The 13,769-nt window shown below is 66.4% G+C and carries 13 protein-coding genes; 11 read left to right on the top strand and 2 right to left on the bottom strand.

The window, feature by feature from the left end:
• Window positions 1–35: 35 nt before the first annotated feature.
• The 9 genes from BLU39_RS02190 (at window position 36) to BLU39_RS02150 (ending at window position 10,112) form a co-directional block, all read left to right on the top strand.
• The gene (locus BLU39_RS02190; RefSeq protein ID WP_092709878.1) at window positions 36–1,085 is read left to right on the top strand and encodes a LacI family DNA-binding transcriptional regulator; all 1,050 of its coding nucleotides are present in this window, start codon (window positions 36–38) and stop codon (window positions 1,083–1,085) included.
• A gap of 66 nt (window positions 1,086–1,151) precedes the next feature.
• Window positions 1,152–2,960 carry a DUF885 domain-containing protein gene (locus BLU39_RS02185; RefSeq protein ID WP_217635039.1) on the top strand — a complete coding sequence of 603 codons (1,809 nt, stop codon included), beginning with the start codon at window positions 1,152–1,154 and terminating at the stop codon, window positions 2,958–2,960.
• Between the two features lie 101 nt (window positions 2,961–3,061).
• A complete protein-coding gene (hpaR, locus tag BLU39_RS02180; RefSeq protein WP_254788862.1) occupies window positions 3,062–3,517 on the top strand; it encodes a homoprotocatechuate degradation operon regulator HpaR in 456 nt (151 codons plus the stop codon).
• 309 nt (window positions 3,518–3,826) lie between these two features.
• The gene (locus BLU39_RS02175) at window positions 3,827–4,993 is read left to right on the top strand and encodes a porin (RefSeq protein ID WP_254788861.1); all 1,167 of its coding nucleotides are present in this window, start codon (window positions 3,827–3,829) and stop codon (window positions 4,991–4,993) included.
• Window positions 4,994–5,021: 28 nt separating this feature from the next.
• The gene (locus tag BLU39_RS02170; protein ID WP_254788860.1) at window positions 5,022–5,546 is read left to right on the top strand and encodes a sorbitol dehydrogenase family protein; all 525 of its coding nucleotides are present in this window, start codon (window positions 5,022–5,024) and stop codon (window positions 5,544–5,546) included.
• 9 nt (window positions 5,547–5,555) lie between these two features.
• The gene (locus BLU39_RS02165) at window positions 5,556–7,166 is read left to right on the top strand and encodes a GMC family oxidoreductase (RefSeq protein WP_092709030.1); all 1,611 of its coding nucleotides are present in this window, start codon (window positions 5,556–5,558) and stop codon (window positions 7,164–7,166) included.
• A complete protein-coding gene (locus tag BLU39_RS02160) occupies window positions 7,163–8,569 on the top strand; it encodes a cytochrome c (protein ID WP_092709027.1) in 1,407 nt (468 codons plus the stop codon). The genes BLU39_RS02165 and BLU39_RS02160 overlap by 4 nt, the downstream gene beginning before the upstream one ends.
• A gap of 114 nt (window positions 8,570–8,683) precedes the next feature.
• Window positions 8,684–9,136: an RrF2 family transcriptional regulator gene (locus BLU39_RS02155; RefSeq protein ID WP_092709024.1), complete on the top strand. Its 453-nt coding sequence runs from the start codon at window positions 8,684–8,686 to the stop codon at window positions 9,134–9,136.
• Entirely contained in the window at window positions 9,123–10,112 is a 990-nt protein-coding gene (locus tag BLU39_RS02150; protein ID WP_092709021.1) for an NAD(P)/FAD-dependent oxidoreductase, read from the top strand. Before BLU39_RS02155 ends, BLU39_RS02150 begins: the two co-directional genes overlap by 14 nt.
• Here the strand turns inward: BLU39_RS02150 and BLU39_RS02145 are convergent.
• Entirely contained in the window at window positions 10,040–10,807 is a 768-nt protein-coding gene (locus BLU39_RS02145) for an SDR family oxidoreductase (protein ID WP_092709018.1), read from the bottom strand. The genes BLU39_RS02150 and BLU39_RS02145 overlap by 73 nt on opposite strands.
• A 123-nt stretch (window positions 10,808–10,930) precedes the next feature.
• Here BLU39_RS02145 and BLU39_RS02140 point away from each other — a divergent pair, with 123 nt between their 5' ends.
• Window positions 10,931–11,854 carry a LysR family transcriptional regulator gene (locus BLU39_RS02140; protein ID WP_092709015.1) on the top strand — a complete coding sequence of 308 codons (924 nt, stop codon included), beginning with the start codon at window positions 10,931–10,933 and terminating at the stop codon, window positions 11,852–11,854.
• A 15-nt stretch (window positions 11,855–11,869) separates the two neighbouring features.
• Window positions 11,870–12,622, top strand: a complete 753-nt coding sequence (locus tag BLU39_RS02135) for a DUF4303 domain-containing protein (RefSeq protein ID WP_175539183.1) — start codon at window positions 11,870–11,872, stop codon at window positions 12,620–12,622.
• A gap of 3 nt (window positions 12,623–12,625) precedes the next feature.
• On the opposite strand, the gene BLU39_RS02130 is transcribed toward BLU39_RS02135, so the two are convergent.
• The gene (locus BLU39_RS02130) at window positions 12,626–13,747 is read right to left on the bottom strand and encodes a metallophosphoesterase (RefSeq protein WP_092709009.1); all 1,122 of its coding nucleotides are present in this window, start codon (window positions 13,745–13,747) and stop codon (window positions 12,626–12,628) included.
• Window positions 13,748–13,769: the final 22 nt, after the last annotated feature.

The raw sequence follows: 13,769 nt of genomic DNA, 5'->3' as shown, positions 1-13,769 counted from the left end.
ACCATCAAAAAACCATCAATTGCCATGGACATCGCATGACGCATCCGTTTCCCGTCAAGGTCGTGGCGCTGCAGGCTGGCGTCAGCGCGGCGACCGTCGACCGCGTGATCAGGCAGCGCGGGGGCGTGCATGCGAATACCGTGCGCCGCGTGATGCAGGCGCTCGACGAGCTGGCGCGGCAAAGCACGCAGGTGGGCCTGGCCGGCAGGAAGTTCATGCTCGACGTATTGATGGTGGCGCCTCGCCGCTTTACGGATGCCGTGCGCGCCGCACTCGAATCGGAACTGCCGTCCCTGCATCCGGCCGTGCTGCGTTCGCGCTTTCACCTGCGTGAAACCCTGGAAGTGGCGGGCATCGTCGAGCAGCTGGAACGCATCCGCAAGAACGGCAGCCACGGCGTGCTGCTGAAAGCACCGGACTTGCCGTCGGTGGCCGAGGCGGTAGGCCGGCTGGTGGCGGCCGGCATTCCCGTCGTGACCCTGGTGACGGATTTGCCAGCTTCCGCGCGCCGCAGCTACGTGGGCATGGATAACCGCGCGGCGGGCGAGACGGCGGCCTGCCTGATCGGCCAGTGGCTGGGAGCTGGCAAGCGGCCCAGGAAGCAGCAAGTGCTGGTGACCCTGAGCAGCAACCGTTTTCATGGCGAGGAAGAGCGCGAGATCGGCTTTCGCCGCGCGCTGCGCGAACGGCACCGCCATTTATCCATCGTCGAAGTGAGCGAAGGCCACGGCATCGACGGCGCCACGGGTGCGCTGGTGCGTGAAGCACTGGCTACGCATCCAGGCATCGCCGCCGTGTATTCGATCGGCGGCGGCAATGCCGCCATCGTGCAGGCATTCGCGCAGGCGGGTCGGCCTTGCCAGGTCTTCATCGGCCACGACCTCGATGCGGACAACGTGGCGCTGCTCAAGTCGGGCGCCATCCAGGCCGTGCTGCACCACGACCTGGGCCAGGACATGCGCCGCGCGTGCCAGGAAATCCTGCGGGCGCAGGGCGCGCTGCCGGCCCTGGCGCAGACACCGCCCTTGTCCGCCATCCAGATCGTCACGCCATGGAACCTGCCCGCACGGAACGGTGTGAATTGACAGGCATGCGAGGCTGGCCGATACTCGCCGCTTCGCTCATCGCTCACCTCAGGAAGGAATCCCCCGATGTCCGTTACTCCGCAATTGTGCAAGACCGTGCTGGTAGCCGCGCTTGCAAGCGCGCTGGCCATGCCGGCCCTGGCCGCCGTCCCTGCAACTGTCGGCGCTTCATCGGCCTGGGTTGAAGCGAGCAACCGCAACGCGGCCATCGTGCTGGCGGCGCAGGCGCAGTTCTCGCCCGAAGACGCCTCCGATACGGGCCTGGTCCAGTACGACGGCCTGGCCGCCGACCTGGGACCGAATATCGTCGAGCGCCAGGTGGCGGCGCTGCAGCAGGCGCGCGCGCAATTGCAGCAAAAGCTGGAACTGGAACGCGACGAGCGCATACGCCAGGACCTGGAAATCCTGATCGGCGCCGTCGACCAGCAAATCATGGGCACGCAGCTGGAAGCCAAGTACACCCTGCCGTGGGTCGACGTGCCGCAAATGGTCTTTGGCAGCATGCAAAGCCTGCTGCAGGAGCAGCGCCCGGCCGCGCGCCGCGCCAAGGCGCTTGAACGCCTGCGGCGCTACGTGGGCCAGTTCCCGGGCAGCACGCCGATTACGCAGCAGGCCAGGGCGCGCTTCGCGGAAAAGATCGGCCAGCCTGGCCTGGCGGGCCCCGTGCGCCTGCAGGTGGAGCAGTCGCTGGAAAACGTGCCCACGTATATTGCCGGCATCCGCAAGCTGTTCGCCGACATGAAGATCACGGGCGCGGAAAGCGCGCTGGCGGCCATGGAGCAGCAGCTGAACGAATACGCGGCGTGGGAAAAGCAAGTGGTGCTGCCCCTGTCTCGGACGGATTTCCGCATGGCGCCCGAGCTGTATGCATTTCGCCTGAAACAGGTGGGCATCGACATCGCGCCGCGCGCATTGGTCGAGCGGGCGCAGGTGGCCTACCTGGAAACGCGCGCCGCCATGCAGGCGCTGGCGCCCGTGGTGGCGGCCAAGCTGGCGCTGAAGGGCGTCGACGGCACGGATTACCGCCAGGTGCTGCGTGCGCTGAAAGCCGATTCCATCCCGAATGAGCAGCTCGAGGCGCACTACAAGGGCGTCAATACGCAGCTGGAACAGCGCATCGCCCGGCAGCGCGTGGTCGATATTCCTGCGCGCGCCATGACCATGCGCCTGGCCTCCGCCGCCGAATCGGCGGCCCAGCCGGCGCCGCATATGCGTCCGCCTCCGCTGATCGGCAATACGGGAGAACACGGCCAGTTCGTCCTGCCCGTCAGCAATCCGGCCGCCAGCGGCAAGGGCGAAGCGTATGACGATTTCAATTTCGCGGGCGCCGCCTGGACCCTGAGCGCGCACGAAGGCCGCCCCGGCCACGAGCTGCAGTTCAGCGCGATGGTGGAGCGGGGCGTGTCGCAGGCGCGCAGCCTGTACGCGTTCAACAGCGTCAACGTGGAAGGCTGGGCGCTGTACGCGGAAGCGGAGATGATTCCGTACGAGCCGGCCGAAGGGCAGTTCATCGCGCTGCAGTTCCGCATGCTGCGCGCGGTGCGCGCCATGCTCGACCCGATGCTGAACCTGGGGCAGGTCACGCGCGAGGAGGCGGGGCACATCCTGACGGATGAAGTGATGCTGTCGAAACCGATGGCGCGCCAGGAGCTGGACCGCTATACCTTCAACATGCCGGGCCAGGCCGGCAGCTATTTCTATGGCTATACGCGCATCCTGCAACTGCGCGCGGAAACGGAGCTGGCGCTGGGCGATAAGTTCGACCGCCTGGCCTTAAACAACTTCCTGCTGGGGCAGGGCTTGCTGCCGCCGGAGCTGCTGGCCAAGGCCGTGCGCGAACACTTCATTCCCGAGCAGAGAAAAGCGAAGGGCTGACGCCACGGCACGGGAGCGGCAAGGAAGGGGAATTTTGCCGCGCCTCTTCTCTTGCCAGTCGTATAATGACGCTCATTGTGCCGGCCACCCAGGAGTTCCACTTGCAGCTACCGATCCGTTATCCGAACATGCCGCAACTGCTGCTGAAGGCCCGCGACAGCCTGCTCCAGCATTTCCGCCCCATCCTCAATCACTTCGGCGTGACGGAGCAGCAGTGGCGCATCATGCGCGCGCTGAATGAAAGCCCGACCCTGGAACCGCGCGAGCTGTGCGAGATCTGCCAGATTTCCAGTCCCAGCATGAGCGGCATCCTCGCGCGCATGGAAGAAATCGGCCTGATCGGGCGCAGCAAGTTCGAAGGCGACCAGCGCCGCCGCAAGGTGCACCTGTCGGAAGCGGGCGCCAGCCTGCTGATGCAGATGGGTAAACTCATCGACCTGCAATATGCCCACCTGGAAGCGGCTTACGGCAAGCAGGTGTTCGAAGACATGCGGCGCGCCCTGGAAGCGTTCATTGCCCTTGAAGCCTTGCCGGTGGCGCCCGCCATCCTGCGCTGAGCGGCAACCCCTCCCATCTCCCCGTTCCGAACGCCATCGGGCGCGTGTTTTCAGCATGCGCCGCCGCTGCTTTTCCCATGCCTGTCCCTGTGATTTCCCCGTGCTGAGGGGCGTGCGCCATCACGTCCGCCGGTTTTGCTATAAGACTACGCCCGACAGTCAATCACTTACATGTGAGTAAATAAGCGTATAATTTGTTCCACTTGATCCAAATCAAGAAGAACAGCGGACGCCCGTATCCATGGATGGGGCGGCAACGCGGCGCCACGCCCGTATTTCGCCAGATAAAACAGCAAAGTCAGGAAAAAAATGAACACACCATGCATGCGCGCTGCGGCGCTGGCCGTCTCCACGCTCGTTGGCGCAAACGTTTGCGCCCAAAGCAATGTCACCATTTACGGCGTGGTCGACGCGGCCACCGCCTACGCGAGCAACCAGGGCGGCAACTCGAATACCTATATGCGCAGCGGCAGCTTGTCCGCCAGCAAGATCGGCTTCCAGGGCGTGGAAGACCTGGGCGGCGACCTGAAGGCGCTGTTCCTGCTGGAAAACGGCTTTGAAAGCGATACGGGCGCGCAAAGCTCGGCCAGCTCGCTGTTCAACCGCCAGGCTTACGTGGGCTTGCAGTCGGCAGCCTACGGCACCGTGACGGCCGGGCGCCAGTACACGCCGTACTATCTGCTGGTCGGTTCGCTGGCGTCGAGCAATGTCTTGACGGGCGCCACCGGCGCCCACCCGGGCGACATCGACGGCCTCGACACGACCGTGCGCATCAGCAATTCCGTCACCTACAGCATGCCCGCCTGGCGCGGCTTGCAGGCCAGCGCGCAATACGGCTTTGGCGAAGCGGCCGACGGCAATGCCGCAGGCAGCAGCTTCAGCGCCGCCGTCAAGTACAGCGCGGCGCCAGCCGAATTCGCGCTCGGCTATCTGAAATTGAAAAACGGGCAGAATGGCGCCGGCTGGAGCGACAACGCCTCGGGCAGCTTCGGCATTTCCGCCATCAACCGGGGCTACGCCTCGGCGGAAAGCATTGCATTCATCGCCGCCAGCGCGCGCTACACCATGGGCAAGTGGATGGTGGGCGCCAATGCCAGCAACGTGCAGTACGAGGCCGGCAGCCGCTCGGCCTTCCGCGACACGGCCATCTTCAACACGGCCGGCCTGATCTCGAGCTGCCAACTGACGCCGCAGTGGTTCCTGTCCGCCGGCTACAGCGATACCTTCGCCAGCCACGCCAACGGCATCGCCGACCGCGCGCGCTACCGCCAGCTGTCGTTCGAACAGAATTACGCACTGTCGAAGCGCACGGCGATCTACCTGATCGAAGCGCGCCAGCTGGCGCGCGGCCAGACCCTGGGCCAGGACGGCGCCATCGTCAATGCCGTCGCCTCGGTCGGCGATTCGCAAAACGGCACGCCGTCGTCGAACGGCGGCCAGACGGTGGTGATGGTCGGTCTCAAGCATTCTTTCTGAACGGTTGCTGAACTCACGGGAGCTTCAATTGGACGCTACACACAATAAGGAGGGGCGCGGCCCCCTGAATCCCGGCCGCCGCATGGTGCTGGCCGGCTTGCTGTCGGCGTCGGCCGCGGCGCTGATTCCCTGGGCGCTGGCCGAACCGGTCGCCAATGCGGAGCAGGGCGCCTTCCTCGGCGTGTCGGCCATGCTGGTGGGGCGGCAAGTGCTCGACCCCGTGCTGGCCACGCGCCTGTATGACGCGCTGGCGGCGCAGGACGCCGCCTTTCCCGCGAAGGTGCGCGCGCTGCTGGCCCTGATCAATGCGCAGGGCTTGCAGGCGGCGGGCCTGCAGGAAGCGCTCGACGGGCTGGACCCGGCCCAGTCGGCGCTGGCGGCCTTGCCGCGCCAGATCGCCAGCGCCTGGTACCTGGGCATCGTCGGCACGGGCGAGGCGGCCGTCTGCGTCGCCTACGAGCAGGCCTTGAACGCGGCCGTCGTCGCCGACGTGCTCAAGCCTCCCACGTATTCCTACGGCGCCTACGGCAGCTGGGCCAGAAAACCAATTTAAGGAGCCATCATGGCTGAAGAACTCTCCGCCGATTACCTCGTGATCGGCTCCGGCATCATCGGCTCCCTGGCCGCGCGCAAGCTGGCGCTGGCGGGCGCCTCGGTGCTGATCCTGGAAGCGGGCCCGCGCGTGTCGCGCGGCGAAATCGTCGCCCGTTTCCGCAACACGACGCGCCGCAGCGACTGGATGTCGCCGTATCCATCGGTGGCCACGGCGCCGCACCCGATCTACCAGCCGAAGGACAACGGCTACCTGGTGCAGGCCGGCCCGTATCCGTACCCGGCCGAATACATCCGCCAGCTCGGCGGCACTTCGTGGCACTGGGCCGCGCAGGCGTGGCGCAACGTGCCGAACGACTTCCGCATCCATACCCTGTATGGCGTGGGCGTCGACTGGCCGATCAGCTATGCGGACCTGGAGCCGTTCTATCAGGAAGCGGAAGACATCATGGGCGTCTCCGGTGCCGACAATACGGGGTCGCCGCGCCAGCTGCCGTTCCCGATGGACCTGGTGACGGAGCCGTACGCCATGCGCCGCATCCGCGAGCGCCTCGACCCCGCATATAAAGTGGTGGGCAACACGGTGGCGCGCAACAGCGTCAGCTACGATGGCCGCCCGGCCTGCTGCGGCAACAATAGTTGCCAGCCTATCTGTCCCATCGACGCGCAATACCACGGCGGCATCGCCGCGCTGCAGGCGGAAGCGGCCGGCGTCAAGATCGTCTGCAACGCCAACGTCTACAAGCTGGAACACGATGCGCAGGGCCGTATCACGGCCGCCCTGTACTACGACGTGGACAAGAACAGCCACCGGGTCACGGCCAAGACCTTTATTCTGGCGGCCAACGGCATCGAAAGCCCACGTTTGCTGCTCGTTTCCGCTTCGGACAAATACCCGAACGGCCTGGCCAACAGCAGCGACATGGTGGGCCGCAACCTGATGGACCACCCGAGCACCTCGATCACCTTCGACGCCGATGAAGACCTGTGGCTGGGCCGAGGCCCGCAAAGCCCCAATTCCATCAACACCATGCGCGATGGCGATTTCCGCAGCCGGCATTCGCCGTACCGGCTCGATTTCACGAACATCTCGAGAGTCGATGGCGCCACCAGGGAACTGATCGGCAAGGGTGTCTTCGGCGAAGCATTCGAACAGCAACTGCGTTTCCGCTCGGCCCGTGAAATGAGCCTGAAAAACGTGCTGGAAGTGCTGCCGAACCGGGAAAATCGTATCACCCTCAGCAGCGAAAAAGATGCCTTGGGCATTCCCAAGCCGCAGGCGCATTATGCGATCGACGAGTACACGAAGCGGGGACACGAGCGCTCGAAGCAGGATTTCGAGCGCATCGCCAAACTGATGGGCGGCACCAATTTGCGTCACAGCAAGGAAGGCGTGTTCGCCAACAACCAGCACATCTGCGGCACCCTGTCGATGGGTTCCGATCCGGCCAAGGCCGTGTGCGACCAGTGGGGCCGCACATTTGATCACGCCAACTTGTTCCTGTGCAGCACGGGCGTGCTGCCCACGTCCGGCACCTGCAATTCGACGGAAAACGGCCTGGCCGTGGCGCTGCGCACCGTCAAGCACATCCTCGACGAACAACAGGGAGGAACGGCATGATGGCGATCTTCAGACTGGCGGCCGGCGCCGCCTTGCTGTCCCTGGCCTTGCCCGTGCTGGCGGCGCCAGCGCCGGGTGCGGACGTGCAGGCGGTCGAACGCGGCCGCTACCTGGCCACGGCCGGCGACTGCATCGCCTGCCACAGCGTGCCTGGCGGCAAGCCGATGGCGGGCGGCCTGGCCCTGGCCACGCCGCTGGGCGCCATCGTTGCCACCAACATCACGCCATCGAAAACGCATGGCATCGGCAACTACACGCTGGCGCAGTTTTCCGCCGCCGTGCGTCACGGCGTGCGGGCCGACGGCGCCAATCTGTACCCGGCCATGCCCTACACGGCCTACGCCAAGGTGACGGATGACGACACGGCCGCCCTGTACGCCTACTTCATGCATGGCGTGGCGGCGGTGGATACGGCGCCGGCGCACAAGACGGACTTGCCGTTCCCGTTCAATATCCGTTTGTCGATGGCGGGCTGGAACCTGCTCTTCCTCGACAAGAAGCCGTTCGTGGCCGATACGTCGAAGAGCATGGAGTGGAACCGTGGCGCCTACCTGGCGCAAGGCCTGGCCCACTGCACCACGTGCCACACGCCGCGCAATGCGCTGATGGCGGAGCAGCTGTCGAAGGAGCTGGGCGGCGCCGACCTGGGCACGTGGTACGCGCCGAACATCACGTCGGACGTCAACAGCGGCGTGGGTGGCTGGAGCCAGCAAGACCTGGCCGGCTACCTGCGCACGGGCCGCGCCGCGCACCGGGGGCAGGCGGCCGGACCAATGGCCGAAGCCATCGACCATAGCCTGAAGCACCTGAGCGACGCGGACTTGAACGCCATCGCGCACTACATCAAGAGCGTGCCCGCCATCCGCGACAAGGCGGACGTGAAACCGGTGACGCAATGGGGCCAGGCTGGCGACGAGTTGAGCAGCATCCGCGGCGTGCCGCTGCCGCAAAACCTGAACACGATGTCGGGTGCGCAGCTGTACGATGCGCAGTGCGCCAGCTGCCACCAGACGAAGGGCGAGGGCAGTTTCGACGGCAGCTTGCCGCCGCTGTTCCACAACTCGGCGACGGGCCGCGGCAACAGCAACAACCTGGTGATGGCGATCCTCGATGGCGTGGAACGGCAGGACGGCAAGGGTAGCCATGCCGGCCACCTGATGCCCGCCTTCCGCCAGACCCTGTCGGACGAGCAGATCGTCACCCTCGGCAATTACGTGCAGCGGATGTACGGCAATCCCGCCATCAAGGTGACGGCCGAGCAGGTGACGACCTTGCGCAATGGCGGCGCGCCGTCGAACCTGATCGGCCTTGCCCGCGCGGGCATCATCGTTGGCGTGCTGGTGCTGCTGGCCTTGCTGCTGTGGTGGCGGGGACGGCGGCGCAGGGAAGCATCCGCAGCGTAAAAATACACCCTGAAGCAAAGGCCGGGGTCAGACCCGACAGGGTCTGACCCTTTTTTTACGCGGAATTTTGCAACTGGTTTGCATCTGCCGGAATTATGTACTATCATTAGTTACATGAGGCGCGACAGCAAACTATCATCGATCCTCCATGTGCTGCTGCACATGGCCCATGCGGGACGCCCGATGACGTCCGAGGAACTCTCCGCTTACCTGGACACCAACCCTGTGCTGGTGCGGCGCGTGATGGCCGGCTTGCGCGAGCGCGGCTACGTGGCGTCGGACAAGGGCCATGGCGGCGGCTGGCGCATCGTCTGCGACCTGCACCAGGTGACCTTGCAAGATACCTACGTGGCCGTGGGGTCGCCCACCATCTTCGCCATGGGCAACCGCGTCGATCAGCCGGGCTGCCTGGTCGAGCAGGTGGTCAACCAGTCGCTGGCCGGCGCCTTCGACGAAGCCGAGGCGCTGCTGATCCGGCGCCTTGGCGCCGTCACCCTGGCCGACCTGGCCGACCGTTTCAGCCAACAATACGCCACACACAAAGGAGCACCGCATGCACATTCCTGAATCGCCTGGCATTCCGTTCGATGCCATCATCATCGGCGGCAGCTACGCGGGCCTGTCCGCCGCCACGCAACTGGCGCGCGCCCGCCGCCGCGTGCTGGTGATCGACGGCGGCCAGCGCCGTAACCGCTACGCCAGCCATTCCCACGGTTTCCTGACCCAGGACGGCAGCGGCACGGCCGCCATCGCGGCCGAGGGCAAGGCGCAGCTGATGGCGTATGCCACCGTCACTTGGCGGGACGGCATGGCCGTGCAGGCGGCGGCCAGCGGCGATGGCGATGGTTTTGATGTGACCCTGGCGGACGGTCATGTCGTGCACGGCCGCCGCCTCGTGCTGGCCACCGGCGTGATCGATGAACTGCCGCCCGTCGACGGCCTGGCCGAGCGCTGGGGCGGCAGCGTCTTTCACTGCCCGTACTGCCACGGCTATGAACTGGAGCAGGGTGCCATCGGCGTGCTGGCCACCGGCCCCCTGTCCATGCACCATGCCTTGATGCTGCCCGACTGGGGCACGGTCACTTTTTTCCTGAATGGCGCGTTCGAGCCTGATGCGGCGCAGCTGGCGCAACTGGAGGCGCGCGGCGTAACTTTGGTACGCGCGCCCGTGGCGCGGATCGACGCGGTGGCCGATGTGGTCATGGCGGACGGCAGCCGCCACGCGATGGCCGGCCTGTTCGTGGCGACCCGCACGCGCCTGGCCAGTTCCCTGGCCGGCGAATTGGGCTGCGCGCTGGAAGAGGGACCCATGGGGCCGTTCGTGCGCACCGACGAGCAAAAGGCCAGCAGCGTGCCTGGCGTCTTTTGCTGCGGCGACGCGGGCCGCACGGCGGGCAGCGTGGCGTTCGCGGTGGCCGATGGCGCCATGGCCGGCGTGGCGGCGCACCGTTCGCTGATGTTCGGACTCGATCAGGCGGCAAAACCGCCGTCGATCTTCAGCCCGGCGCCCGTGACGAACGCCGCTTCCGCGCTGGTCAGGTAAGCGACCATGCCGGCGATTTCATCGGCCGTGCCGTGGCGGGGCAGGGCCATCAAGCCGTGCATCAGGTCGGCGAAGTCGCCCGTCGGCGGGTTCATGTCCGTGGCGACGGGGCCCGGTTCCACGTTGTTGATGGTGATGCCGCGCGGGCCCAGGTCGCGCGACAGGCCTTGCGTCAGGCCGCTCAGCGCCGATTTGCTCATGGCGTAGGCGGCCGCGCCGCCGAACGGCATGCGGTGCGCATTCGTGCTGCCGATGTTGATGATGCGCCCGCCCGTCGGCATGTGCGCCACGGCCGCCTTGATGGCGACGAACACGGCGCGCACGTTGACGTTCAAGGTCTTGTCGAAGTCTTCCAGCGAAAAATCGTCGATGGCGCCGGGCAGGAACACGCCCGCATTGTTGACGAGGATGTCGACACGGCCAAACTGCGCCGCCACCTTGGCGATGGCCGCCGTCAGGGCGGTGGCGTCGGCCGCATCAGCCTGCACGCCCAGGGCCTTGCCGCCGGCCGCTTCCACCTTGGCGGACAGCGCCTGCGCTTCGGCGGCGGAACTTTGATAGGTGAAGACGACGTTGGCGCCCTGGCTGGCAAGGCGGCGCACGATGGCGGCGCCGATGCCGCGCGAGCCGCCCGTCACGAACGCGATCTTGTCTTGCAGTGGCAAAGAGGTGCTGGTGGAGGCTTGGGTTTGCATGATGAGCTTTCTAGGTAAGAAGTTGAGGAATTCAGTATCTGCCTTTCATTCCTGCCGCGCTAGCCATGAATCGCTACAATCACTTTCAACCATTGCTATCAAATGAGCGGGTAGAATAGGCATATGGAAGCCCTCAATCACTTGCAATCGTTTGTGCTGTCTGCCGAGCTGGGCAGCTTTTCGGCGGCCGCGCGCCGCCTGGGACTGACGCCGGCCGCCGTCAGCAAGAACGTGGCGCGCCTGGAAGCGAGTCTGGGGCTGCGGCTGTTCCAGCGCAGCACGCGCCGCCTGACCCTGACGGAAGGGGGCGAGCGTTTCCTGCAGCAGATCGGCGGCGCCCTGTCCACCTTGCGCGAGGCGATCGCCGGAGTGGCGGAAGAGGGCGGCCAGCCGGCCGGCATACTGAAAATCAGCATGGCGCCATCGTTCGGACGCAGCTACGTGGTGCCCCTGTTGGGCGACTTCATCGCCCGCTACCCCGGCGTCATCCCCGACTGCCATTTCGACAACCGGCAAGTGGACCTGGTCGGCGAAGGGTTTGACGTCGCCATCGGCGGCGGCATCGAACTGACGCCGGGCGTGGTGGCGCGCGAGCTGGGCCACGCCCACATCGTCGCCACGGCGTCGCCCGCCTTCATGCGGGGCAAGGCCATGCCCGTGCACCCGTCTGACCTAGCGCACTTCGACGGCGTGGCGCGCCGCTCGGCCGGCAGCGGCAGATTGCGCAGCTGGATACTGCGTGACGGATCGGGCGGCGAAGGCGTGGCCGAATGCCGGCCGCGCGCCATCTTCGACGATCCGGAAGCGATGGCGCAGGCGGCCATCCTCGGTGTCGGCGTGGCCCTGCTGCCCATGCCGCACGCGCTGGCCCATTTGCGCAGCGGCGCCCTGATCCGTTTGCTGCCCGGCTGGCATGCCGACTCCGGCCCCTTGTCCGTGTACTATCCGAGCAAGAAACTGCTGCCCGCGAAGACGCGCGTGTTCGTCGATTTCCTGCTGGAGCAGTTCCGCCAGCGCGATTTCGCCGCGCAGATACGGCCCGATTAAACAATGAAAGATCGTATGCCTGACAACTACAGCCTGTTTTATACCTACGACGCCGATCAGCCGGCCCGCTTCCAGGAGGCGCGCGTCTTTGGCACGACCGTGTGGACGGCCAGCGGCGCGGCCATGACCTGGGGTGCGGAGACGCGCACGCAGTATGCGAGCGTAGCCGAAGCGCAGGCCGCCTATCTGTCCCATTGCGATGCGGCTGTCGCCGGTGGCCATACCCTGGCGCGCGCCATGCTCGTCGACCCTGCCGTCTTTGATTTCGCGCTGCTGCAAACACTGGTGGCGGACGCCGCGCGCCTGGCGTTTGGCGCCGTGCGTCGTGCCCATCCGGAGCGGCACATCAACGCTTACGCGCTGGTCAGCGACGACAGCGCCATGACCATCGGCCCGGCGGCCAACAGCCGCGAAGCGCTGGCAGCGTCGGAATACGGCGAAGAGATGTTGTGGAATCCGGCCGAATGGGCGTTTGAGGATGGGGTCGCGTATTTCGACGGCGCCTACCGCTTGCTGCTGCAGGCGCACCGCGACTTGCCGTTCGACGTCGATTTCGGCGCCTTCCGTAGCGGCGTGTTTGACGCCTGCATCGCGGCGCTGGCGCAGCTCGATGCCGAAGGCTGTTTTGGTGCGGGTGCGCAGCGCGACGATTTCGTGCTGCTGTTCGAGGTCAGCGACAGCGAAGCGGTGGAAGGCGCGATGGAGCGATTGAATCCGCCTGCCGTGGCGGCGCGTTTCGCGGCGTGGATGGCCAGCTGGGAGGAGTGAAGCTTACGCCGCCACCAGCCTGAGCCTTGTAATCTCCGCCGGCGCGCCGATGCGTTTCGGCGGGCCCCAGTAACCGGTGCCGCGGCTCACATAAATCCACAAGCGGCCTTGCCGGTGCAGGCCCGCCACATACGGCTGCTGCAGCGGCACGAACAGATTCCAGGGCCAGAACTGCCCGCCGTGCGTATGGCCCGACAATTGCAGGTCGTAGCCGGCCGCTTCGGCCTCGGGCGCGCTGCGCGGCTGGTGCGCCAGCAGGATGCGGGGGATGTCGGCGGGGGCGCCGGCGATGGCCGCTTGCGGGTCGCTCTTTTGGGCCGGGTCGAAGCTGCCCGCATTGAAATCGGTGACGCCGGCCAGGGCCATGCGCGCGCCGTCGTGCTCGAGCACCGTGTGTTCGTTCATCAGCACGCGCAAGCCCAGGCGGCGGAACTCCGCCACCCACGGCGCGGCGCCCGAATAGTATTCGTGGTTGCCCGTGACGAGGAAGACGCCGTGGCGCGCGCGCAGCTCGCCCAGCGGTGACGTGTGGCTGGCCAGCTGCGCCACCGTGCCGTCGACCACGTCGCCCGTGATGGCGATGATGTCCGCCCGCAGGCCGTTGGCGCGCGCGACGATGGCTTCCACGTAGGCGCGCTTGATGGTGGCGCCCACGTGGATGTCGCTCAATTGAACGATGGTCAATCCCTGCAAGGCGGCCGGCAGGCCGGCAATCGGCACCGTCACTTCGCGCACGCGCGCCACACGGCGGGCGTTGATGAAACCGACGGCGGTGGCCAGCAGCGCCAGAACGAGGACGGCTACGGCGGACGCCTGCGCGTGCGGGCGGGCGGCGGGAATCAGCAGGGTCAGTTCGCGCAGCACGGTGAGCACGAACAGCGAGGAAAAAAAGCCCATGCACAGCGAGCCGGCCCAGCTCAAACGGTCGGCCAGGCGCGCATCGTTGGTGACGGCGCGGGCGAAGATCGTCATCGGCATGAGCATGGTCGAGGCCAGCAAGACGGCGCCGCCCAGCAGCCAGCCGGCCAGGCCGACAGGCAGGGAAGGCAACAGCAGCCAGCCCAGCAGGGCGTGCAGGGCGCCCAGTATCATGGTGATGCGCAGCAGCGGCGTGCGGGTTTTCATGTCATGGTTCCAGAGGTGAGGC

The organism is Janthinobacterium sp. OK676, assembly GCF_900103595.1.
In the GTDB taxonomy this organism is placed as follows: domain Bacteria; phylum Pseudomonadota; class Gammaproteobacteria; order Burkholderiales; family Burkholderiaceae_D; genus Janthinobacterium.
The sequence above is the reverse complement of the archived record's forward strand: the minus strand, read 5'-3'. Positions and strand labels throughout refer to the sequence as shown.